Here is a 23,024-nt window from a genome sequence, read left to right as displayed (position 1 = left end):
TGATTTTACTCGCTGGCCGGTAGCTGTGACGGAAGATCAATATCCTGTACGACGCTTGCCCGATCAAGAGGCAACAGATAAACCGTTTCCCCGTGCAGCAGTTCACGTGCGCCATGATCGCCACGCAACTGGCAAAGCCTTTTGCGCAAGGGAGCGGCAAAGCCGACCGGGTGGCCAGGCCGTTGGCCGAAACAGGGGCGAGCTATCGCATGATGCTGCAGCGCATCGGCGACTAACCGGAAGATGTCGGGCGTGACGAACGGCATATCCGCCAGATGGATCAACCAGCCTTGCCAGTGCGGCGTAGCGCCAACGCCGGCGGCAATAGAATCCCCGAGACCCGCGCTGGCGATCAGCGTGACCGGCACCTGATACGCGGCGCAAACCTCCTGTACCCACCGGTTATCCGGCCGGGTGACGACCCATATCGGCAGACCTGAGGCCAGTGCCTGGCGCAAGGTATGTTCAAACAACGGGCGCCGGCGACCAGCCTCATCCGCAAACTCAGCGTTTAATTTGTTGCCTGCGCCACCGGCCTGCGAGAAACGTTCCCCACGCCCGGCGGCGGCGATCACTATGCCTGTTGTCATCTGCTCTGCCCGAATTTGCGCAACTATTGATAACCTTAGCGCTAATGTGTGTTTTTAATATGTGTTTTTGTTGAAAACAGGATGTTAATCATCACATAATTTTGGCTATAAGCATATGCTTATGACGTCTACGGCAAGGTCGTCAGCGTTTGCGCAACAACACCGCGAACACAAAACAACAATAAAGATGTGAAGGACTTTTTATGAGCAATTTCAACTCGTCACGGCGTCGCTTTATCAAAAGCGCCGTGATAGCGGGGGTGTCCGTCTACCTCGCCCCCCTCTACAGCCGCGCCTACGCCGCGCTGTTTGAACAGAAGATTCTTCAGTCGCCTAACTGGGACGCCCATGAGAAACGCGTGCGTTTCCGTATTGACGGCCGTGCCAAGGTCATGGGACAGAAGGTATTTGCTCGCGATATCCGCGCGGTCGATATGCCACACTGGCCGCAAAAGCAGGCGCACGCCTTTATTCTGCGCGTGACCAAGGCCGACCGGCTGTTTGAGGGCCTCGATCTCTCATTGTTGGGGGACGACCTGCAGCCGGATCGTCTGGTGACGGCGGAAGATTTGGCGCGCGATGGCCTGGCTTTCCCGGCGTTTTATGGCGACGACATGCTGCTGCCCGTAGGCAAGACACCGGCCTATCTGGGGCAAGCGGTGGCGATTCTGATTTATCACGATTTCGCTCGGTTCCGCTTTGCCAAGGACACGCTGAAATTCCGCGAAGAGACCCTCAAATACGGTGCCGAGACCGGCCCGCTGGAGCGCGATCCCTGGGGCACCTTCCGCTATGTGCGGGTGGGCGGCGACCAGCCGTTCGATGACGACCGTTTCTCCAGCCTGAAAGACACGCCGATTTTCCCGGTATCGATGAGGAAACATCTGCCGGTCTGGCCGGAAGGCCGCGAAGGAGGCAAGCTGGATCAGGAAGGCATGCATTATGCCGGGATGATTGCCGCAGAGCTGCAAACGCCGCCGGCTGATTGGTTGGTAATGTCGCGCCGTTATACCACGCAGTCTGTCGATACTTCGGCGCTGGAGCCGGACAACGCCAACGGCTGGTACGATGCTGCGACGCAGACTCTGCATCTGGTGGTACCGACCCAGTCGCCGCAGGAAGTGGCCGACGAAATGCCGCGCATGCTGGCCAAACGCAATCCGCCGGTGAAGCAGCTGATTTTGCACCCGTGCTACACCGTCGGTTACGGTTCGAAAGATCACTTTAACTTCCCGTACTACGGCGCGGTGGCGGCGATGTATGGCGACGGGCACCCGGTACGCCTGGCCAATGACCGTTTCGAGCAGTTCCAGACGGCGCTGAAACGCCACGCTTTCGACATGAATTACCGTATTGCGGTCAATCGCCAAACCGGCATACTGCAATCATTCCACGCTGAGATGACGGCAGACGGTGGTGGCCGCAGCAACTTTACGCCGTCGGTGGTGATGGTGGCGGCGACGGCGGCACAGTCGATTTACTACTTCCCGAAAAGCGATTTGTCTGCGGTGGGATTGGCTTCGCGTGCTATCGACGCCGGTTCGGCACGCGGCTACGGCACGCTGCAAAGCATGGCTGCCACTGAGATGATGGTGGATGAACTGGCTGCCGAACTGAAGATCGACCCGATCGAGTTCCGTTTGCGCAACGTACTGAAGTCCGGCATGAAAAACACCCAGGGCGCTATTCCTGCCGGAGCTATTCGTGCCGATGAAGTGCTGGAGAAGGCGGCGAAGCACGAGATGTGGCTGCAACGTGCCCAGCGTAAGGCAGAGTTTGAGAGTCAGCATCCGGGCAAACGCTATGGCGTCGGCTTCGGTTGCGTGCAAAAAGACTTCGGCACCGGCGCGGAAACCTCTTTTGCTCGCGTCGAACTGGGGGAAGACGGGCGCATCATGCTGCATCACAGCGGCGCAGAGATGGGGACCGGCATGTCGACCTCGCAATCGGTGCTGTGCGCGCAGTGGCTGGGCAAACCGGCGGATGAGGCGCACTTTTCGGTGACCGATTGGTCAGTGCTGCCGATGATCACCAGCGGCGATCCTTACCTTATTTCGCAGGCCGAGCAGGATCAGTTGCAAACCAACCCAGCCTGGACGCCAAGCTACTGTTCGCCGTCCAGCGCCAGCAACTCGGCGTATTACTTTTCCCACAGTACGCGCGAAGCGGCCCGGCTGATATTCAACCACGGCCTGTGGCCGGCGGCGATGGCGCTGTGGCAGGCCGGTATCGGCGGTGGCCAGGCGGCGCCGCTGGTGGTGCGCAGAGAGGACGCGCGCTGGGTAGAAGGTGGGTTGACTGCCGCCGGCATGGCGGTGTTGAGCCTGGAGATGTTGGCGAAAAAAACCTACCAGATGGGCGGTATCACCGGTGCAGCGGTGCACGTGTTTAACCGCTGGCAGTGGGCGGAGGCGGATTTCACGCTGAGCGGTAACGGTGAGCGCCTGCCGATCGACGGGTTGGCAGTACGCAATGCCAATGGCGAGTTCAAAACGCTGCCGCGCACCCAGGTCTATTATCCGCCGACCCAGCGCAATAACGCGGCGGTGACCTATTACAGCGCCGTCGGCACGTTGGCGGAAGTGGCGGTGGATATCGCCACCGGCCAGGTGGAACTGCTTAACCATCATTCGATCATGGAGTGTGGCAACCTGATTGTACCGGAACTGGTTTCCGGCCAGCTGCAGGGCGGGCTGGCGATGGGAATCGGCCATGCGTTGCACGAATATTTACCCTTGTACGAAGACGGGCCGGGTAACGGCACCTGGAACTTTAACCGTTACCACCTGCCGCGTGCCAGCGATGTGGCGGTCTGGAAGCAGACCGGTGACATCCTGCCTGCGCTGTCGGAAACCGATCCGCCAAAAGGCATGGCCGAAGTGGTGATGATCCCGGTGGTCGCCGCATTGGTTAACGCTATCGCCCATGCCACTGGCCATCGTTTCCGTGATTTGCCCGTTCGTGCAGAAAATATTCGTGAGGTATTACAATGAGCATTAAAACCCAGCCGATCTCCCTGACCGTCAACGATAAGCCGTATGGCCCGATCGAGGTGCCGGAAGGGCTGATGATGATCGACTTCCTGCATGAATATCTCGATCTGACCGGTTCGCGCCTGGGCTGTGGGCAGGGTATCTGCCACGCCTGCGTGGCGATTGTCGATCACCCGAGCGGCACCAGTGAGGAAGTGCGCACTTGCATCACCGGCGCGCACTTTTTCAGCGGCAAGAAAGTGCGTACCGTCGAAGGGCACGCCAGGGTGGATGAGCAAGGTGATGTGGTCGAGCTTTCGCCCATCCAGCAGGCCTTTCTCGAACATTACAGCTTCCAGTGCGGCTACTGCACGCCGGGCTTCGTCAACGCCGCCACTATTTTTGTGGAAAAGCTCAAACGTGAACCCATTGCACGCGATCAACTGGAAAGCGCCATCGAGCAGGCGCTGGACAGCCATATCTGCCGCTGTACCGGCTATGTGCGCTACTACGAAGCGGTGCGCGACGTGGTGCTGAAGACGCCGGGCCTGGTGAAGGAGACGGCGCGATGAAAAAACGTCTCGCACTGTTGATTCTGCTGGTGGCGATTGTCGTTATCGCCCTGCTGTGGTGGCGGGAAAACCGCCGCTACGACGGTCCGGTACAGCAGGTGACCGCCAGCGCCGAACAAATCGTCCGGGGGCGCTATCTGGCCCAGGCCGCCGACTGCGCAGCCTGCCATACCGCCAGCGGCGGCGCGCCTTTGGCGGGCGGTTATCCGTTGGATACGCCGTTCGGCACGCTTTATGGCAGCAATCTGACGTCGTCGGCCGACCACGGCATTGGCCGCTGGACCAAAGACGACTTCTTCCTGGCGTTGACTCAGGGCGTGGCGCCGGGCGGGCGCCATCTGTACCCGGCGATGCCTTATACCTCGTACAAAGGGATATCGCGCCAGGATGCCGATGATATTTATGCCTATTTGATGACGCGCCCGGCGGTGGACGTTGCCATCCCGGAAAACGCCATGCCGTTCCCGTTCAACCAGCGCATGGCGCTGATTGGCTGGAACCTGTTGTTCCGCAACCAGGATCCGCTGCCGGTCAGTTCGCAGGGGACTTCGGCACAGTGGCAGCGTGGCCGTTATCTGGCGGATACGCTGGGCCACTGTGGGGAATGCCATACGCCACGCGGCATGTTGGGCCAGATGGATCTCGGGAAACCGATGCAGGGCGGCGAATTGGGGCGCTTTATGGCGCCGGACATCACTCCGCACGGGTTGGCGCAACGCGGCTGGACGCCGGACGACCTGAACCGCTTCCTGGCAACCGGCATCGCGCCGCAGGGCAGCGCCTTCAGCGAAATGCATATGGTGGTGGATCTCAGCACGCGTCATTTGACGCCGGAAGACCATCAGGCGTTGGCTACCTATCTGATGGGTGAGCAGCCGCCGGCCGCGGTGCCGGTAACAGTGGGGCAGGGCAGCGATGCCGGGCGCATCAGCTATCTGGATCAATGTTCCGGTTGCCATGCACGTGAAGGCGAGGGGAAACCGCATGTGGCGGTCGCGATGCGCGATAACGCGACGCTGCGTCAGCCGGACGCTAAAAACCTGATTGTTTCAGTGCTGGACGGTTTGCCGGCGCAGCAGTTCCCCAACGGTGAAAGCATGCAGAGCATGCCGGCTTTTGGTGCGCGGCTGGATGATGCGCAGGTGGCTGAACTGGTGAATTATCTGCGGGTCACCTGGGGCGGGTTGCCGGGCGATATCACTGCCGAGCAGGTGAAGAAACTGCGTAATAAGCCTTGATCAAGCAGAGGCTCAGCGTACTGAGCCTCTTTTACTCTACTCGCGATTATCCGCCGGTGGTTCACCCAATACCGGCATGCCTTCTTCATTCCACGCTATCGGCTTAATCCGCGTATGACGATTGGGGTCATAGAGCGGATCGCCCTCGATTTCCGTGTAATTGCGCGCATGGTAAACCAACAGATCCCGGCCCTGCTCGTCGAGGGTAAAGCTGTTGTGGCCGGGGCCGAATTGGCGGTTTTTGGCGCTGGTGCGGAATATCGGTTGGCTGGCCTTGTGCCATTGGGCTGGGTCGGTGATGTCACTGTCGATATCGGCCCAGAGCAGCCCGATGCAGTAATTTTCATCGGTGGCGCTGGCGGAATAGCTGATAAATATCCGTTGGCCATGAGTAATCACTGCAGGTCCTTCATTCACCTCGAAACCCACGATTTCCCAGGACAACTCCGGCTTGCTGAGCAGCACCGGTTTGCCCTTTAGTGTCCACGGATTTTCCATCTCCGCCAGGTACAGATTGGAGTTGCCGCTGATGGCCGGATCCTTTTGCGCCCATAAATAATAGTGTTTGCCGCGATGCTCAAAATGGGTGGCGTCGAGGGAGAAGCTGTCGATGTGGCTGTATATCCTGCCTTTTTCTGTCCATTCCCCGGTTAACGGGTTGGCTGCGCTGCATTCCAGCGCAAACATGCGATGTTGGAACAGGCCATCTGCAATGTCGGGGCTGTGGGCGGCGGCAAAATACAAATACCACTTGCCGCTGATAAAGTGCAGTTCCGGCGCCCAGATCAGCGCGCTCATTGGCCCTTGCTGCGGCTTTCGCCACACCACTGTTGCTGTGGCCTGCGGCAGTTCGTCGAGGCTGCGCGCCCGGCGAAGCTCAAGGCGGTCATATTCCGGCACCGAGGCGGTGAAATAGTAATAGCCATCGGTGTGGCGCAAAACAAACGGATCGGCCCGCTGTTCAATAAAGGGATTAGGGTAGTCTCGCATCGCGGGCTCCTTACGGGTGTTTGGTTTCTAACTGCTGCTCACGATAGTCGGCCAGCTCCTGGTAATTGACCCGGCGCTTTTCCAGATCGATCTGAATCTGCTGCATCAGTTGACGATCGACCTTCAGCAGGCGCACTACGCCTGCCGTGATCAGATAGCCAATGCCTGGGATCACGGTGAACAACAATACGATGCTATTCAGTGCACTGGCGCTTTGGCTGGCCGCATCGGCCTGATAACCGGAATACGACATCAGGAAGCCGACCATGGCGCCGGCTACCGCCAGCCCGACTTTCAGGAAGAACAGATTGCCGGAAAAGCTGATGCCGGTGATGCGCTTGCCGGTTTTCCACTCGCCATAGTCGTCCACGTCGGCCATTAACGACCAGTGCAGCGGTGAAGGGATCTGATGCAAGATATTCAGCAGGAAGTAGGCGACCACGATTAATGAGGTCAACTGAGGGTTGAGGAAGTAAAAACCGCAGGAAAACGCCGCCAGCACGATATTGGTCCAAAAGAACACTTTCAGTTTGCAGAAGCGGTCGGTCAGCGGCTTCGCCAATGCGCTGCCGATCATCATGCCGACTACGCCCAGCGCGATAAACAGGCTGGCGAATGAGGTTGACTGCTGCATGACGTAGGTCACGTAATACATGGTGGCCGCCATGCGGATAAAACCGGGGCAAACGTTGCAAAAGGTCAGCAGCAGAATGCGTACCCATTGATCATTTTTCCACACGTCTTTCAGATCGGACTTGAGCGCGTCGTGGGTCGGTACGGCCGGACGTATGCGCTCTTTTACCGTGGCAAAGCAGAACAGAAACATGAACAGGGCGATCAGCGCCAGTACGCCCATCGCCATCTGATAGCCGCGCGCCTTGTCGGCGCCGCCAAACCATTCGGCCATCGGCAGCAGGGTTAGCGAGAGGATGAGCGTCGCAATGCCGACCAGAATAAAACGGTATGACTGGCAGGATACTCGCTCTTGCGGATCTGAGGTGATTACGCCGCCCAATGAACAGTAGGGAATGTTAATGGCGGTGTAGGTCAGCGACATCAAGAAGTAAGTCGCGAAGGCATAGATGACCTTGCTGTTGTAACTCCATTCCGGCGTGGTGAACATCAACACGCTGAATAATACATAGGGCAGAGATACCCACAGCAACCAGGGACGAAAGCGCCCCCAGCGGCTTTGGGTACGATCGGCGATGGCGCCCATAATAGGATCGGTAACCGCATCCAGCACCCGAACCGAGAGCAGCAGAATGCCGACCAGCGCCGGAGTCAATCCAAAGATGTCGGTATAGAAATAATTGAGAAACAACATAATCGCGCCACCGATCATGTTGCAGCCGGCATCTCCCATGCCATAACCAATCTTTTCTTTTATCGATAGGGCATTGCTCTTCATGGACATTTTCTCCGTGGCGGCAGGATCTGACTGAGTGGCAGCGATTATTGTCCCGGCAGGCGGCGAGTTATCAGAAACTATTGGTTGTAGAGATGGACAAACCGGGCGTGGCGAAGAAACTGTGAGCCAGTTGGCAAAATGGAAGGGCAATAAAATGGCCCGCATTTGCGGGCCATGTTGATTTTAACGCGGTTTATCAGCGGCTGGCGGTGCTCGCCGCGCGTTGGCTGCGCTGTTTGATGGCGTAGCCGATGGCCAGAACCGCTACCCATACCGGGATCAGCAGCACCGAGATTTGGATACCTGGCGTCAGGTACATGATCACCAGAATACCGGCCATAAACGCCAGGCACAGGTAGTTGCTGAACGGATACCAGAATGCCTTGAACTTCGGCTCTACGCCTTCACGGTTCTTGGCCGCGCGGAATTTCAGGTGCGCCAGGCTGATCATCGCCCAGTTGATCACCAGCGCCGATACCACCAGCGCCATCAGCAGCTCGAAGGCGCGCCCCGGGATCAGGTAGTTGATCAGCACACAGAAGGCGGTGGCAATGGCGGACACGCCGATGGCGATCACCGGCACGCCGCGACCGTCGACTTTCAGCAGGTTTTTCGGGCCGTTGCCCTGTTGCGCCAGACCGTACAACATGCGGCTGTTGCAGTATACGCAGCTGTTATAGACCGACAGCGCTGCAGTCAACACCACGATGTTCAGTACCGTTGCCACCACATCGCTGTTCAGCGCGTGGAAGATCAGCACGAACGGGCTGCCGCCTTCAACCACTTTGCCCCACGGGTACAGCGATAGCAGAATAGTCAGTGAACCGATATAGAAAATCAGAATGCGGTAGATCACCTGGTTGGTGGCTTTAGGGATGCTTTTCTGCGGGTTATCGGCTTCGGCGGCGGTGATGCCCACCAGTTCCAGACCGCCGAACGAGAACATGATCACCGCCATTGCCATCACCAGCCCCATGATGCCGTTCGGGAAGAACCCGCCCTGTGCCCACAGATTGGTTACGGTGGCTTCCGGGCCGCCCATGCCGCTGAACAGCAGATAGGCGCCGAACACGATCATGCCGATAATCGCCACCACTTTGATAATGGCGAACCAGAACTCCATCTCGCCATACACTTTCACGTTGGCCAGGTTGATGGCGTTAATCGCCAGGAAGAACACCGCGGCGGACACCCAGGTCGGGATTTCCGGCCACCAGTACTGAACATAGATGCCGACCGCGGTCAGTTCCGCCATCGCCACCAACACGTACAGCACCCAGTAGTTCCAGCCGGAAGCGAAGCCGGCGAAGTTGCCCCAGTATTTATAGGCGAAGTGGCTGAAGGAACCGGCAACCGGCTCTTCCACCACCATTTCACCCAGCTGGCGCATAATCAGAAACGCGATGAAGCCGCCAATGGCATAGCCGAGAATGACCGACGGGCCGGCCATTTTTATTGTTTGAGCGATACCGAGAAACAGCCCGGTACCAATTGCGCCACCTAGGGCGATAAGCTGAATATGGCGGTTTTTCAGGCCGCGTTTCAGCTGGTCGCCATGCTGTTGACCATCCATCAATGAAACCCTCTGTCGTTGCAGAATACTCACATGCTGTAAAGCAGTGGTTACGATGTGTGTTTTGTTTTATTTACGGAGTTATAGCTATTAATTCCACGGAGCCGCTACCGTTTGGAAAAGAATAATGTTATGTGCGTCAGTTTGCACCTGCTTTATTCTGTGAGTGATTAAGATTTCAGCAGTTTAGGAAACAAAATGCGGGTTGTGTGACGACAGAGGGGATTCAATGCACGAAACAAGCAGCAAATCACATAATGCGCAGAAATAACGTAGCTATGATCCCTTGGTGGCGGTGAAAGAGTAATCAGCTTTATTCCGGGCATAGGATGCAAATAGCTATTCGTTAAAGCTTAATAAACATGCAATAAAATTCTGCCTTTGATGCTTCAGTCTTCCTGACGGGAGGTTTCGCAAACGTTAAATCAGAAACCTACCTCGTAAATGGTATTACCAACCCTCAGTTATCGGTGTGCAGCAGACCTGATATCGAGGTGTTAAAATGTGCGGGGAATCATGATTTCGAACGAGGCCCATATGGACAGGAGGTGAATACTTTGTTACTTTACCGTCACGTTTTTGAAATTGGTATTACCAATTGACTCCGCGCCATTCGCAGAGAAGAATTCACCCATGGCCTACAGCAAAATCCGCCAACCCAAGTTGTCAGACGTTATCGAGCAGCAGCTCGAACACCTGATCCTCGAGGGAACGTTGCGTCCAGGCGAAAAGTTGCCACCGGAGCGCGAACTGGCGAAACAATTTGATGTTTCCCGTCCTTCTCTGAGAGAGGCCATTCAGCGCCTGGAAGCTAAAGGGCTGCTCCTGCGCCGTCAGGGCGGCGGCACCTTTGTACAAACTAATCTGTGGCAGAGCTTCAGCGATCCGCTGGCTGAACTGCTGGCCGACCATCCTGAATCACAATTCGATCTGTTGGAAACTCGTCATGCCCTCGAAGGCATCGCTGCCTATTATGCGGCGCTGCGCGGTACCGACGAAGATCTGGCGCGCATCCGCGATTGCCATATTGTGATTCAGCAGGCCCAGGACAGCGGCGATCTCGACGCCGAAGCCGACGCGGTCATGCAATACCAAATCGCCGTGACCGAAGCTGCCCACAACGTTGTGTTACTGCACCTGTTACGCTGTATGGGGCCGATGCTGGAACAGAACGTGCGTCAGAACTTTGAATTGCTCTACTCGCGCCGTGAGATGTTGGCAAAAGTGAGCAGCCACCGCGCCGGGATTTTTGAGGCGATTGTGGCACGCGAGCCGGAAAGGGCCCGCGAAGCTTCGCACCGCCATTTGGCGTTTATCGAGGAAATATTGCTGGATCTCAGTCGGGAACATACCCGGCGCGAGAGATCGCTGCGGCGTCTCCAGCAACGCAAGGATTAAGAACGATTCTCTTCAGGGTACACCAGCCTGCGGGGTTTATGTTCGGAATGCTTACTTAAGCATTTAAGCGGCAACTAAACTGATGGGCCTGTCTTCGTGTGTTTTGCTTCAGAACACAGGAAGACAGGCTCCAAACAAACCATTAGACAGATAAGGAATACCACCATGTCAGAACGTTTAAACAATGACGTGGATCCGATCGAAACCCGCGACTGGCTGCAGGCGATCGAATCGGTCATCCGTGAAGAGGGTGTTGAGCGAGCTCAGTTTCTGATTGATCAGGTATTGGGTGAAGCCCGTAAAGGCGGTGTTAGCGTTGCAGCCGGTGCTGCCGCCAACAACTACGTCAACACCATCGCGGTGGAAGACGAACCTGCTTACCCAGGCAACCTGGATCTGGAACGTCGTATCCGTTCAGCCATCCGCTGGAACGCGGTAATGACCGTTCTGCGTGCATCCAAGAAAGATCTGGACCTGGGCGGCCACATGGCTTCCTTCCAGTCTTCCGCGACCTTCTATGAAGTCTGCTTCAACCACTTCTTCCGTGCGCGCAACGAGCAAGACGGCGGCGATCTGGTTTACTTCCAGGGCCACATCTCTCCAGGCGTTTACGCACGAGCCTTCCTTGAAGGCCGCCTGACCGAAGACCAAATGAACAACTTCCGTCAGGAAGTTCACGGCAAAGGCCTGTCTTCTTACCCGCATCCGAAACTGATGCCGGAATTCTGGCAGTTCCCGACCGTTTCCATGGGCCTGGGCCCAATCAGCGCCATCTATCAAGCGAAGTTCCTGAAATATCTGGAACACCGTGGCCTGAAGAACACCTCTGCTCAAACCGTTTACGCCTTCCTGGGCGACGGCGAGATGGACGAACCTGAATCCAAGGGCGCGATCACCATCGCTACCCGTGAAAAACTGGACAACCTGGTCTTCGTCATCAACTGTAACCTGCAGCGTCTGGACGGCCCGGTCACCGGTAACGGCAAGATCATCAACGAGCTGGAAGGCATCTTCGCCGGTGCAGGCTGGCAGGTTCTGAAAGTGATTTGGGGCGGACGTTGGGATGAACTGCTGCGTAAAGACACTAGCGGCAAACTGATCCAACTGATGAACGAAACCCTGGACGGCGACTACCAGACCTTCAAATCCAAAGACGGCGCTTACGTACGCGAGCACTTCTTCGGCCGCTTCCCGGAAACCGCTGCTCTGGTCAAAGACATGACCGACGACGAAATCTGGGCGCTGAACCGTGGTGGTCACGATCCGAAGAAAGTCTTTGCTGCACTGAAAAAAGCGCAGGACACCCAAGGCAAACCAACCGTGATCCTGGCCCATACCATCAAAGGTTACGGCATGGGTGAAACCGCGGAAGGTAAAAACATTGCTCACCAGGTGAAGAAAATGAACATGGAAGGGGTTCACCACTTCCGCGATCGTTTCAACGTGCCGGTTGCCGATGCTGACATCGAAAAACTGCCGTACATCACCTTCGAGAAAGAGTCTGAAGAGTACAAATACCTGCACGAACGCCGTCAGGCGCTGAAAGGTTATGTGCCGACTCGTCTGCCGGCCTTCACCCAGAAGCTGGAAATGCCGGCTCTGGAAGACTTCAGCTCACTGCTGGAAGAGCAGAACAAAGAAATCTCCACCACTATCGCTTTCGTACGTGCCCTGAACGTGATGCTGAAGAACAAGTCGATTAAAGATCGCCTGGTTCCAATCATTGCCGACGAAGCCCGTACCTTCGGTATGGAAGGTCTGTTCCGTCAGATCGGTATCTACAGCCCGAACGGTCAGCAGTACACTCCGCAGGACCGTGAGCAGGTTGCTTACTACAAAGAAGACGAGAAAGGCCAGATCCTGCAGGAAGGCATCAACGAACTGGGCGCAGCCTCTTCATGGTTGGCCGCAGCGACTTCCTACAGCACCAACGATCTGCCAATGATTCCGTTCTACATCTACTATTCGATGTTCGGTTTCCAGCGTATCGGTGACCTGTGCTGGGCAGCGGGCGACCAACAGGCGCGCGGCTTCCTGATCGGCGGGACTTCCGGCCGTACCACCCTGAACGGTGAAGGTCTGCAGCACGAAGACGGCCACAGCCACATTCAGTCTCTGACTATCCCTAACTGTATCTCTTACGATCCAGCTTACGCATACGAAGTGGCTGTAATCATGCATGACGGTCTGGTCCGCATGTACGGCGACGCGCAGGAAAACGTCTACTACTACATCACCACGCTGAACGAAAACTACCACATGCCGGCCATGCCGCAGGGCGCGGAAGAAGGTATCCGTAAAGGTATCTACAAGCTGGAAACTCTGGAAGGCAGCAAAGGTAAAGTGCAGTTGCTGGGTTCAGGTTCCATTCTGCGTCACGTGCGTGAAGCTTCGCAGATCCTGGCGAAAGACTACGGCGTGGGTTCTGACATCTACAGCGTGACTTCCTTCACCGAACTGGCGCGCGATGGCCAGGACTGCGAGCGTTGGAACATGCTGCACCCAACCGAAACCCCACGCGTGCCTTACATCGCTCAGGTGATGAACGATGCGCCTGCGGTTGCGTCTACCGACTACATGAAGCTGTTCGCAGAACAGGTTCGTACTTACGTTCCAGCCAGCGATTATCGCGTTCTGGGTACTGACGGCTTCGGTCGTTCAGACAGCCGCGAAAACCTGCGTCACCACTTTGAAGTCGATGCTTCTTACGTTGTGGTTGCTGCTCTGGGTGAACTGGCTAAACGCGGTGAAATCGAAGCTTCTGTGGTAGCTGATGCGATTAAGAAATTCGACATCAACCCAGAAAAAGTCAACCCGCGTCTGGCATAAGAGGTACAGAAGAATGTCTATCGAAATCAAGGTACCGGACATCGGTGCAGACGAAGTGGAAATCACCGAAATTCTGGTGAAAGTGGGCGATAAAGTTGAAGTTGAACAATCGCTGATCACCGTTGAAGGTGATAAAGCTTCCATGGAAGTCCCGTCTCCGCAAGCGGGCGTGGTGAAAGAGATCAAGGTGTCCGTCGGTGATAAAACCGAAACCGGCAAACTGCTGATGATCTTTGAAGCAGAAGGCGCGGCAGCTGCCGCACCAGCCGCCAAAGCGGAAGAAAAACCGGCCGCAGCACCTGCTGCTGCACCGGCTGCTGCCGCTGCCAAAGACGTTGCGGTACCGGACATCGGCGCCGACGAAGTTGAAGTGACCGAGATCCTGGTGAAAGTGGGCGACAAGGTGGAAGCCGAGCAGTCCCTGATCACCGTTGAAGGCGACAAGGCTTCAATGGAAGTCCCAGCACCCTTTGCGGGCACCGTGAAAGAGATCAAAATCGGCGCCGGCGACAAAGTGAAAACCGGTTCCCTGATCATGGTCTTCGAAGTGGCCGGCGCAGCTTCTGCTGCCGCTCCGGCTGCGGTTGAAGCCCCTGCGGCCCCGGCTGCCGCTGCTGCCAAAGACGTTGCCGTGCCGGATATCGGCGGCGATGAAGTGGAAGTGACCGAAGTGATGGTGAAAGTGGGCGACAAAGTTGCCGCTGAGCAGTCACTGATCACCGTTGAAGGTGACAAGGCTTCTATGGAAGTGCCGGCGCCGTTCGCAGGTACCGTGAAAGAAATCAAAATCAGCGCCGGCGACAAAGTGAAAACCGGCTCTCTGATCATGGTGTTCGAAGTTGAAGGCGCGGCACCAGCCGCCGCTCCGGCCCAGAAAGCGGAAGCTGCACCGGCTTCGGCCAAGCAGGACGCCGCTGCGGCCGCTCCGGCTGCCAAAGCGGAAAGCAAAGGCGAGTTCGCAGAGAACGACGCTTATGTGCACGCTACCCCGGTCATCCGTCGTCTGGCGCGTGAATTCGGCGTAAACCTGGCGAAAGTGAAAGGCACCGGTCGTAAAGGCCGTATCCTGCGCGAAGACGTCCAGACTTACGTGAAAGACGCGGTCAAACGTGCGGAAGCGGCTCCAACCGCTGCTGCCGGTGGCGGTCTGCCAGGCATGCTGCCATGGCCGAAAGTGGACTTCAGCAAGTTCGGTGAGATCGAAGAAGTTGAACTGGGCCGCATCCAGAAGATTTCGGGTGCCAACCTGAGCCGCAACTGGGTGATGATCCCGCACGTGACTCACTTCGACAAAACCGATATCACCGATCTGGAAGCGTTCCGCAAGCAACAGAACGATGAAGCGGCCAAACGTAAGCTGGATGTGAAGTTCACCCCTGTGGTGTTCATCATGAAAGCCGTCGCCGCCGCTCTGGAGCAGATGCCGCGCTTCAACAGCTCTCTGTCCGAAGATGGCCAGAAGCTGACGCTGAAAAAATACATCAACGTCGGTGTTGCGGTTGATACGCCAAATGGTCTGGTGGTTCCGGTATTCAAGGATGTGAACAAGAAAAGCATCACTGAGCTGTCCCGCGAGCTGATGGCTATCTCCAAAAAAGCGCGTGACGGCAAGTTGACCGCAGGCGAAATGCAGGGCGGTTGCTTCACCATCTCCAGCCTGGGCGGTATCGGGACAACTCACTTCGCGCCTATCGTCAACGCGCCGGAAGTGGCTATCCTGGGTGTCTCCAAGTCTGCGATGGAGCCGGTCTGGAACGGTAAAGAGTTCATGCCGCGTCTGATGATGCCGATGTCGCTCTCCTTCGACCACCGCGTTATCGACGGTGCAGATGGTGCGCGTTTCATCACCATCATCAACAATATGCTGTCTGACATCCGCCGTCTGGTGATGTAATGAAAAAAGGGCGCAGCATGCTGCGCCCTTACCACTTCAGTAGCAGTTTTGTCGGTTTTTGCATGACTCGACAAAATTGTTGAGACACGGGTCACTTCGAACACGCTTTGCAGATTATTAACAATTCTGTAAACTGCTCGCGGTGTAAGCGTCCCGGTGGATGAAGGGCGTTATGAGATCGATTAGCAATAAAAATGACGTCTGACCCGCCGGACAATCAATTAAGAGGTCATGATGAGTACTGAAATTAAAACTCAGGTCGTGGTACTTGGGGCGGGCCCGGCAGGTTACTCTGCTGCCTTTCGTTGCGCTGACTTAGGTCTTGAAACCGTTCTGGTTGAACGTTATTCCACGCTGGGCGGTGTTTGCCTGAACGTGGGATGTATCCCTTCCAAAGCACTGCTGCACGTTGCCAAAGTGATCGAAGAAGCCAAAGCGCTGGCCGAGCACGGCATCGTTTTCGGCGAGCCGAAAACTGACATCGACAAAGTGCGTGTCTGGAAAGAAAAAGTCATCAATCAGCTGACCGGCGGTCTGGCTGGCATGGCTAAAGGCCGTAAAGTTAAAGTCGTTAACGGTCTGGGCAAGTTCACCGGTGCTAACACCCTGGTCGTTGAAGGCGAAAATGGTCCTACTACCATCAACTTCGACAACGCCATCATCGCCGCAGGCTCCCGTCCGATCCAACTGCCATTCATTCCTCATGAAGACCCGCGCGTGTGGGACTCTACCGATGCGCTGGAACTGAAAACCGTCCCAGAGCGTCTGCTGGTGATGGGCGGCGGTATTATCGGCCTGGAAATGGGTACCGTATACCATGCGTTGGGTTCACAGATCGACGTGGTCGAGATGTTTGACCAAGTGATCCCGGCTGCCGACAAAGACGTGGTGAAAGTCTTCACCAAACGCATCAGCAAGCAGTTCAACCTGATGCTGGAAACCAAAGTGACTGCGGTAGAAGCCAAAGAAGACGGCATCTACGTCACTATGGAAGGCAAAAAAGCGCCTGCAGAACCACAGCGTTACGACGCGGTGCTGGTGGCTATCGGCCGTGTGCCGAACGGCAAACTGCTGGAAGCGGGCAAAGCCGGTGTGGAAGTTGACGAACGTGGCTTTATCCGCGTCGACAAACAGCTGCGTACCAACGTGCCGCACATCTTCGCTATCGGCGACATCGTCGGTCAACCGATGCTGGCGCACAAAGGCGTGCATGAAGGCCACGTTGCCGCTGAAGTTATCGCCGGCATGAAGCATTACTTCGACCCGAAAGTGATCCCATCAATCGCTTACACCGAGCCGGAAGTTGCATGGGTGGGTCTGACCGAGAAAGAAGCGAAAGAGAAAGGCATCAGCTACGAAACGTCCACCTTCCCGTGGGCAGCTTCCGGCCGTGCTATCGCTTCCGATTGTGCAGACGGCATGACTAAACTGATCTTCGACAAAGAAACTCACCGTATCATCGGTGGCGCGATTGTCGGCACTAACGGCGGCGAGCTGCTGGGTGAAATCGGTCTGGCTATCGAGATGGGTTGTGATGCGGAAGACATCGCGCTGACCATCCATGCTCACCCAACCCTGCACGAATCCGTAGGCTTGGCGGCAGAGATCTTCGAAGGCAGCATCACCGATCTGCCAAACCCGAAAGCCAAGAAGAAGTAATTCTCCGGCTGATAAGGTTGAAACAGCGGCTCCTGAAAAGGGGCCGTTTTTTATGGGTGGCAGTCAGGTAAAAGGCCGCTCAATGAGCGGCCAGTAGCTTACTTGTTCTGGAATATCACGTTCAACGTGAGGCTGTTGCCGTTAACCGACCAACCGCCTTTGCTCAAGTCAAACGCCGATCCCAGTACAATGAGCAGGATAAACAAAGAACTCCCTTTCATTGCGCGATCCTTCTGGAACCACGACCACCGCGACTGCACCGGAGAAATCCCGGCGGAACAAGCGCCCGGTAGCACCTGTATCGCAGTAGTTGCAGCGATGTTCTCAAGTCCGATGACCCGCTGCTAAACGGGCAGAACAGACCCATAGAAAGAATACCCAAGAAACGAGATTGATAATATTGTTTAGTTGATTTTTTGAACGATGTTGCGCACAATGTTTTGGCTCGGTAGCGCTTGTATCGTTCTTTAACGATGTAAGAAATCCGTGAGGTGCCTGCTAACACCGAACGGAATAACAGAACCGCCTTAACGGCGGTTTTTTTGTGCCTGCCGTTCCCAATTTTTGATATTCGCACTCAATAACCATTGCAAGTGAAAGGGTATCGTGTTGTGCTCTTGGGGCTGGATTTCCGTTTCCCGCAGCCGGGCCCGCGAGCCTGCGTTACAGCCGATTACTCTGTACTCAACGATTCAGCAAAGATTTAATGTTGCTTTTATGTGAACGAATTAACAACCGTTTCAAATCCTGATATGCTGGCTGAGCGGAACCGGGCACTGTACCTTACAGGCCAGGACATCGACAGCAGTGCCCCGTCAGGATCAATGGCACCAACACCGTGCGCTAAACCCGGTTTGAAGAGTTACCCTATGGCTTTCAAGTTGCAGTTAGGCGCCCAGCTCGTTCATCCCGAGGCGCTTACTCAGGTAAGTAACTGGGGTGAACGAGCGCAGGTAACAACACTGCGGCTTGAAAGACGACGGGTATAAACGCCAGGCACAATAAATGACAATGAGAGCGAGGAGAATGTCGTGCTAGAAGAATACCGTAAGCACGTAGCCGAGCGTGCTGCAGAGGGCATCGTCCCTAAGCCGTTAGACGCCACCCAAATGGCAGCGCTGGTTGAATCATTAAAGAATCCGCCACAAGGCGAAGAAGAATTCCTGTTAGACCTGCTGATTAATCGTGTTCCACCAGGCGTCGACGAAGCCGCCTACGTCAAAGCAGGTTTCCTGGCGGCTATCGCCAAAGGTGACGCGACCTCTCCCCTGATTACCCCCGAGAAAGCCGTAGAACTGTTGGGCACCATGCAAGGCGGTTACAACATTCATCCGCTGATCGACGCGCTGGATAACGAAAAACTGGCTGCTATCGCCGCCAAGGCACTTTCCCACACGCTGCTGATGTTCGACAACTTCTACGATGTGGAAGAGAAAGCCAAGGCGGGTAACCCGCACGCCAAACAGATTATGCAGTCCTGGGCCGATGCCGAGTGGTATCTGTCACGCCCGAAACTGGCGGAAAAAATCACCGTTACCGTATTCAAAGTCACCGGCGAAACCAACACCGACGATCTGTCGCCGGCGCCGGATGCCTGGTCACGTCCGGACATCCCATTGCACGCCCTGGCGATGCTGAAAAACGAACGTGAAGGCATAGTGCCGGATCAACCGGGCAGCGTTGGCCCGATCAAGCAAATTGAGCTGCTGAACAAGAAAGGTTTCCCGTTGGCCTACGTCGGTGACGTGGTCGGTACCGGTTCTTCCCGTAAGTCCGCCACCAACTCTGTGCTGTGGTTTATGGGCGATGACATCCCGTATGTGCCGAACAAGCGCGGCGGCGGTGTGGTGCTGGGCAGTAAAATCGCACCCATCTTCTTCAATACCATGGAAGATGCCGGCGCCTTGCCGATTGAAGTGGACGTTTCTGACCTGAACATGGGCGACGTGATCGACGTTTACCCGTACAAAGGCGAAGTGCGCAACCACGAAACCGGCGAACTGATCGCCAACTTCGAACTGAAAACCGACGTATTGCTGGATGAAGTGCGCGCCGGCGGCCGTATCCCGCTGATTATCGGCCGTGGTTTGACCACCAAGGCGCGTGAAGCGCTGGGCCTGCCGCACAGCGACGTGTTCCGCATCGCCAAAGAAGTTGCCGCCAGCAACAAGGGCTTCTCGCTGGCGCAGAAAATGGTGGGCCGCGCCTGTGGCGTTGCCGGCGTGCGTCCGGGCGAATACTGCGAGCCGAAGATGGCCTCCGTAGGTTCTCAGGACACCACCGGTCCGATGACCCGTGACGAACTGAAAGACCTTGCGTGCCTGGGTTTCTCCGCCGATCTGGTCATGCAGTCGTTTTGTCACACCGCCGCGTACCCGAAACCGGTTGATGTGACCACTCACCACACGCTGCCGGACTTTATCATGAACCGTGGCGGCGTATCGCTGCGTCCGGGCGACGGCGTTATTCACTCGTGGCTGAACCGCATGCTGTTGCCGGATACCGTCGGTACCGGCGGTGACTCCCACACCCGTTTCCCGATCGGCATTTCCTTCCCGGCCGGCTCCGGTCTGGTGGCGTTTGCCGCAGCGACCGGCGTTATGCCGTTGGATATGCCTGAGTCGGTGCTGGTGCGCTTCAAAGGCAAAATGCAGCCGGGCATCACACTGCGTGATCTGGTGCATGCCATCCCTTACTACGCGATCCAGCAGGGCTTGCTGACCGTTGAGAAGAAGGGCAAGAAGAACATCTTCTCCGGACGTATTCTGGAAATCGAAGGTTTGCCGGAGCTGAAAGTCGAGCAGGCGTTTGAACTGACCGACGCCTCTGCCGAACGTTCCGCCGCCGGTTGTACCATCAAGTTGGATAAGGCACCGATCGAAGAGTACCTGAACTCTAACATCGTGCTGCTGAAGTGGATGATCTCCGAAGGTTACGGCGATCGCCGTACGCTGGAGCGCCGCATTCAGGGTATGCAGAAATGGCTGGCGGATCCGCAACTGCTGGAAGGCGATGCGGATGCGGAATACGCTGCGGTGATCGACATCGATCTGGCAGAGATCACTCAGCCAATCCTGTGTGCACCGAACGATCCTGACGATGCGCGCCTGCTGTCCGACGTGGCCAACAGCAAGATCGATGAAGTGTTCATCGGTTCCTGCATGACCAACATCGGCCATTTCCGCGCTGCCGGTAAGTTGCTGGACCAGCACAAGGGCCAACTGCCAACCCGCCTGTGGGTTGCGCCACCGACCAAGATGGATGCGGCTCAACTGACCGAAGAGGGCTATTACAGCGTGTTCGGCAAGAGCGGTGCGCGTATCGAGATCCCGGGTTGTTCACTGTGCATGGGTAACCAGGCGCGCGTAGCTGACGGCGCGACGGTGGTTTCCACCTCTACCCGTAACTTCCCGAACCGTTTGGGTACTGGTGCCAACGTTTATCTGGCCTCTGCTGAACTGGCGGCGGTTGCTTCGCTGCTGGGCCGTTTGCCAACGCCGGACGAGTATCAAACGTACATGGAACAGGTCGATAAAACAGCGGCGGATACTTACCGTTACCTGAACTTCGATCAACTGGGCCAGTACACTGAAAAAGCCGACGGCGTGATCTTCCAAACCGCCGTTTAAGCCGCTATATTGCGCAACTGTTCAACGGGAGGCCTTGGCCTCCCGTTTTATTTTGCTCAGTTGCCAACTTTGCGAGCGCTCGCTGAGTTAGTCATGAATTAATGTTTACACTAAGAAAAAGGCTCAGGAGGGCGTGCTATGGATTACGAATTTCTGCGTGACGTGACCGGTCAGGTGATGGTCAGATTTTCGATGGGGCATGAAGCGATTGGCCACTGGATCAATGAGGAAGTCAAAGGCGATTTCAACCTGCTGGATCGGATCGAAGCCGGGGCGGCGGAAGTCAAAGGCAGTGAGCGTCAATGGCAGTTGGAAGGCCACGAATATACATTGCTGATGGACGGTGAAGAGGTGATGATCCGCGCCAATCTATTGGCGTTTGAAGGCGACGAGATGGAAGAGGGGATGAATTATTATGATGAAGAAAGCCTCTCATTTTGCGGCGTCGAAGACTTCCTGGCGGTGTTGAAGGCCTACCGTTCTTTCATGCTCAAATATTAAATGTAAGGGCGCGGCATGTGTATGGCCGCACCCTTAACCCATTACAAGTGCGGAATATTGCGGCCGTAATAGATTTCCTGCATCTCCTTCCACAGCAGATCGGTAATCTCTTTACGCTCGGCCTCGCTCAGGGCTTCCGGCTTGGCGTTAAACAGGTAATGCTTCAGATCGAAATCCTTCAGCAGCATCTTGGTATGGAAGATGTTCTCCTGGTAAACGTTGACGTCCATCATGTGGTACAGCGCCTTCATATCGTCAGACATAAAGTTCTGGATCGAGTTGATCTCATGATCGATGTAATGCTTCACGCCATTTACGTCGCGGGTAAAGCCGCGCACGCGGTAATCCATGGTGACGATGTCGGATTCCAACTGGTGGATCAGGTAATTCAGCGCTTTCAGCGGTGAAATCACGCCACAGGTCGACACTTCAATATCGGCGCGGAAGGTGCATAATCCGCCTTCTGGATGGCTTTCCGGATAGGTATGAACGCAGATGTGGCTCTTGTCCAGGTGTGCGACCACCGTCTTTGAGAGGGGGCCGGGCTGTTCCGACGTATCGACATCTTTCGGATCGACCGGTTCTTCGCTGACCAAGATGGTTACGCTGGCGCCCTGAGGCTCGTAGTCCTGACGTGCGACGTTCAGAATATTTGCGCCAATGATCGAGCAGGTTTCACTCAGGATCTCTGTCAGGCGATTGGCGTTGTATTGCTCGTCAATGTAGGCGATATAGCCATCGCGGTCATCCGCGGTTTTGGCGTAACAAATATCGTAAATACAAAAACTCAGGCTCTTCGTCAGGTTATTGAAGCCGTGCAGTTTTAGCTTTTGCAATTGGGTTCACCTCCTTATCTTCTCGCTTAACGTGTAACGTTCAGTGCGTTAAGCAAGTACTGTGGCAGAGCAAAGCTGCCTGCGTGGATCGCCGGGTTGTAATAACGGCAGTTTAGGCCGCTTTGATTAAAGCGATGTTGCAGGGCGGATAAATCGAGCTGACGCAGAGCCGGGTTTTGGCTCGCCCAGGCGAAGGTCATGATGCCGCCGTAATAGGTCGGGATCGCCGCCTGATAGAAGCTGACGTCGTTGAAATATTGGCTTAGTTTGGCATGGCTGTTGATCGCTTCGTCCTGTTGCAGGAAGCAGACGCCGTTCTGCGCGACAAAAATGCCGCCCTCGTTCAGGCAGCGTGCGCAGCCTTCATAGAACGCCGAAGTGAACAGGCTCTCGCCGGGGCCGATCGGATCGGTGCAGTCCGAGATAATCACATCGAATTTTTCATCGGTCTGATTAACGAAGTTGACGCCGTCGTCGATCACCAGCTTGAAACGCGGGTCGTCGTAGGAGCCGGCATTGTGATTCGGCAGGTACTGGCGGCAGAACTCCACCACCCCGGCGTCGATCTCGACCATGGTGATCTGCTCTATGCCCTGATGACGGCTGACTTCGCGCAGCATGCCGCCGTCGCCGCCGCCGATGATCAACACCTTCTTCGCCTGGCCATGTGCCAGCAGCGGAACGTGGGTCATCATTTCGTGATAAATGAACTCATCGCGCTCGGTGGTTTGCACCACGCCGTCGAGCGCCATCACGCGCCCCAGCACCGGATTTTCAAAAATCACCAAATCCTGATGCTCGGTCTTCTCGCGGTACAGCACATTCTCTACTGAGAAGTACTGGCCGAAGTTGGCATGCAGCGTTTCATACCAAATTTCTTTCTGGGTCATGTGCGGGAACTCCGTAATAACGGCCATGAAAAATTGGCGCAA

At 56.0% G+C, this 23,024-nt stretch carries 16 protein-coding genes; 9 read left to right on the top strand and 7 right to left on the bottom strand.

Annotation, left to right across the window (positions count from 1 at the left end; genetic code table 11):
* Window positions 1-5: 5 nt before the first annotated feature.
* Window positions 6-590, bottom strand: coding sequence for a nucleotidyltransferase family protein (locus tag JEM67_RS23330; RefSeq protein ID WP_199638413.1), 585 nt, complete (start codon window positions 588-590; stop codon window positions 6-8).
* Window positions 591-793: 203 nt separating this feature from the next.
* Between JEM67_RS23330 and JEM67_RS23325 the strand changes: the two genes are divergently transcribed.
* From JEM67_RS23325 to JEM67_RS23315, 3 genes are read left to right on the top strand one after another with little or no spacing between them, the layout of a single operon-like run.
* A complete protein-coding gene (locus tag JEM67_RS23325) occupies window positions 794-3,583 on the top strand; it encodes a xanthine dehydrogenase family protein molybdopterin-binding subunit (RefSeq protein ID WP_199638411.1) in 2,790 nt (929 codons plus the stop codon).
* Window positions 3,580-4,134: a (2Fe-2S)-binding protein gene (locus JEM67_RS23320; RefSeq protein ID WP_199638409.1), complete on the top strand. Its 555-nt coding sequence runs from the start codon at window positions 3,580-3,582 to the stop codon at window positions 4,132-4,134. The genes JEM67_RS23325 and JEM67_RS23320 overlap by 4 nt, the downstream gene beginning before the upstream one ends.
* Window positions 4,131-5,372, top strand: a complete 1,242-nt coding sequence (locus tag JEM67_RS23315) for a cytochrome c (RefSeq protein WP_199638407.1) — start codon at window positions 4,131-4,133, stop codon at window positions 5,370-5,372. The genes JEM67_RS23320 and JEM67_RS23315 overlap by 4 nt, the downstream gene beginning before the upstream one ends.
* 36 nt (window positions 5,373-5,408) lie before the next feature.
* Here the strand turns inward: JEM67_RS23315 and JEM67_RS23310 are convergent, their stop codons facing one another.
* The 3 genes from JEM67_RS23310 to JEM67_RS23300 form a co-directional block, all read right to left on the bottom strand.
* Entirely contained in the window at window positions 5,409-6,362 is a 954-nt protein-coding gene (locus tag JEM67_RS23310; protein ID WP_199638405.1) for a glycoside hydrolase family 43 protein, read from the bottom strand.
* 10 nt (window positions 6,363-6,372) lie between these two features.
* On the bottom strand, window positions 6,373-7,773 hold the full coding sequence (locus JEM67_RS23305; protein WP_199638403.1) for a glycoside-pentoside-hexuronide (GPH):cation symporter: 1,401 nt from the start codon (window positions 7,771-7,773) through the stop codon (window positions 6,373-6,375).
* Window positions 7,774-7,969: 196 nt separating this feature from the next.
* Window positions 7,970-9,346 (bottom strand): amino acid permease, encoded by a 1,377-nt coding sequence (locus JEM67_RS23300; protein ID WP_199638401.1) that lies wholly within the window; start codon window positions 9,344-9,346, stop codon window positions 7,970-7,972.
* A 633-nt stretch (window positions 9,347-9,979) separates the two neighbouring features.
* On the opposite strand from JEM67_RS23300, the gene pdhR reads away from it, so the two are divergent.
* The 4 genes from pdhR (at window position 9,980) to lpdA (ending at window position 17,126) form a co-directional block, all read left to right on the top strand.
* A complete protein-coding gene (pdhR, locus tag JEM67_RS23295; protein ID WP_004947949.1) occupies window positions 9,980-10,744 on the top strand; it encodes a pyruvate dehydrogenase complex transcriptional repressor PdhR in 765 nt (254 codons plus the stop codon).
* Between the two features lie 165 nt (window positions 10,745-10,909).
* Window positions 10,910-13,573: a pyruvate dehydrogenase (acetyl-transferring), homodimeric type gene (gene aceE / locus JEM67_RS23290; protein WP_013814466.1), complete on the top strand. Its 2,664-nt coding sequence runs from the start codon at window positions 10,910-10,912 to the stop codon at window positions 13,571-13,573.
* A gap of 13 nt (window positions 13,574-13,586) precedes the next feature.
* On the top strand, window positions 13,587-15,467 hold the full coding sequence (aceF, locus tag JEM67_RS23285; RefSeq protein WP_199638399.1) for a pyruvate dehydrogenase complex dihydrolipoyllysine-residue acetyltransferase: 1,881 nt from the start codon (window positions 13,587-13,589) through the stop codon (window positions 15,465-15,467).
* A gap of 234 nt (window positions 15,468-15,701) precedes the next feature.
* Window positions 15,702-17,126, top strand: a complete 1,425-nt coding sequence (gene lpdA, locus JEM67_RS23280; protein ID WP_004947933.1) for a dihydrolipoyl dehydrogenase — start codon at window positions 15,702-15,704, stop codon at window positions 17,124-17,126.
* A 98-nt stretch (window positions 17,127-17,224) separates the two neighbouring features.
* Here the strand turns inward: lpdA and JEM67_RS23275 are convergent, their stop codons facing one another.
* Entirely contained in the window at window positions 17,225-17,347 is a 123-nt protein-coding gene (locus tag JEM67_RS23275; RefSeq protein WP_255520023.1) for a hypothetical protein, read from the bottom strand.
* Window positions 17,348-18,157: 810 nt separating this feature from the next.
* Between JEM67_RS23275 and acnB the strand changes: the two genes are divergently transcribed.
* Window positions 18,158-20,755, top strand: coding sequence for a bifunctional aconitate hydratase 2/2-methylisocitrate dehydratase (acnB, locus tag JEM67_RS23270; RefSeq protein ID WP_199638397.1), 2,598 nt, complete (start codon window positions 18,158-18,160; stop codon window positions 20,753-20,755).
* Between the two features lie 138 nt (window positions 20,756-20,893).
* A complete protein-coding gene (gene yacL, locus JEM67_RS23265) occupies window positions 20,894-21,256 on the top strand; it encodes a protein YacL (RefSeq protein WP_013814463.1) in 363 nt (120 codons plus the stop codon).
* A 41-nt stretch (window positions 21,257-21,297) separates the two neighbouring features.
* Here the strand turns inward: yacL and speD are convergent, their stop codons facing one another.
* The gene (speD, locus tag JEM67_RS23260; RefSeq protein ID WP_004947924.1) at window positions 21,298-22,092 is read right to left on the bottom strand and encodes an adenosylmethionine decarboxylase; all 795 of its coding nucleotides are present in this window, start codon (window positions 22,090-22,092) and stop codon (window positions 21,298-21,300) included.
* Between the two features lie 26 nt (window positions 22,093-22,118).
* Window positions 22,119-22,982, bottom strand: a complete 864-nt coding sequence (gene speE / locus JEM67_RS23255; protein WP_199638395.1) for a polyamine aminopropyltransferase — start codon at window positions 22,980-22,982, stop codon at window positions 22,119-22,121.
* Window positions 22,983-23,024: the final 42 nt, after the last annotated feature.

This window comes from Serratia sp. PAMC26656 (assembly GCF_016469055.2).
In the GTDB taxonomy this organism is placed as follows: Bacteria; Pseudomonadota; Gammaproteobacteria; order Enterobacterales; family Enterobacteriaceae; genus Serratia; species Serratia plymuthica.
Note: the sequence above shows the minus strand (reverse complement) of the source record. Positions and strands in the feature narration are given on the sequence as shown.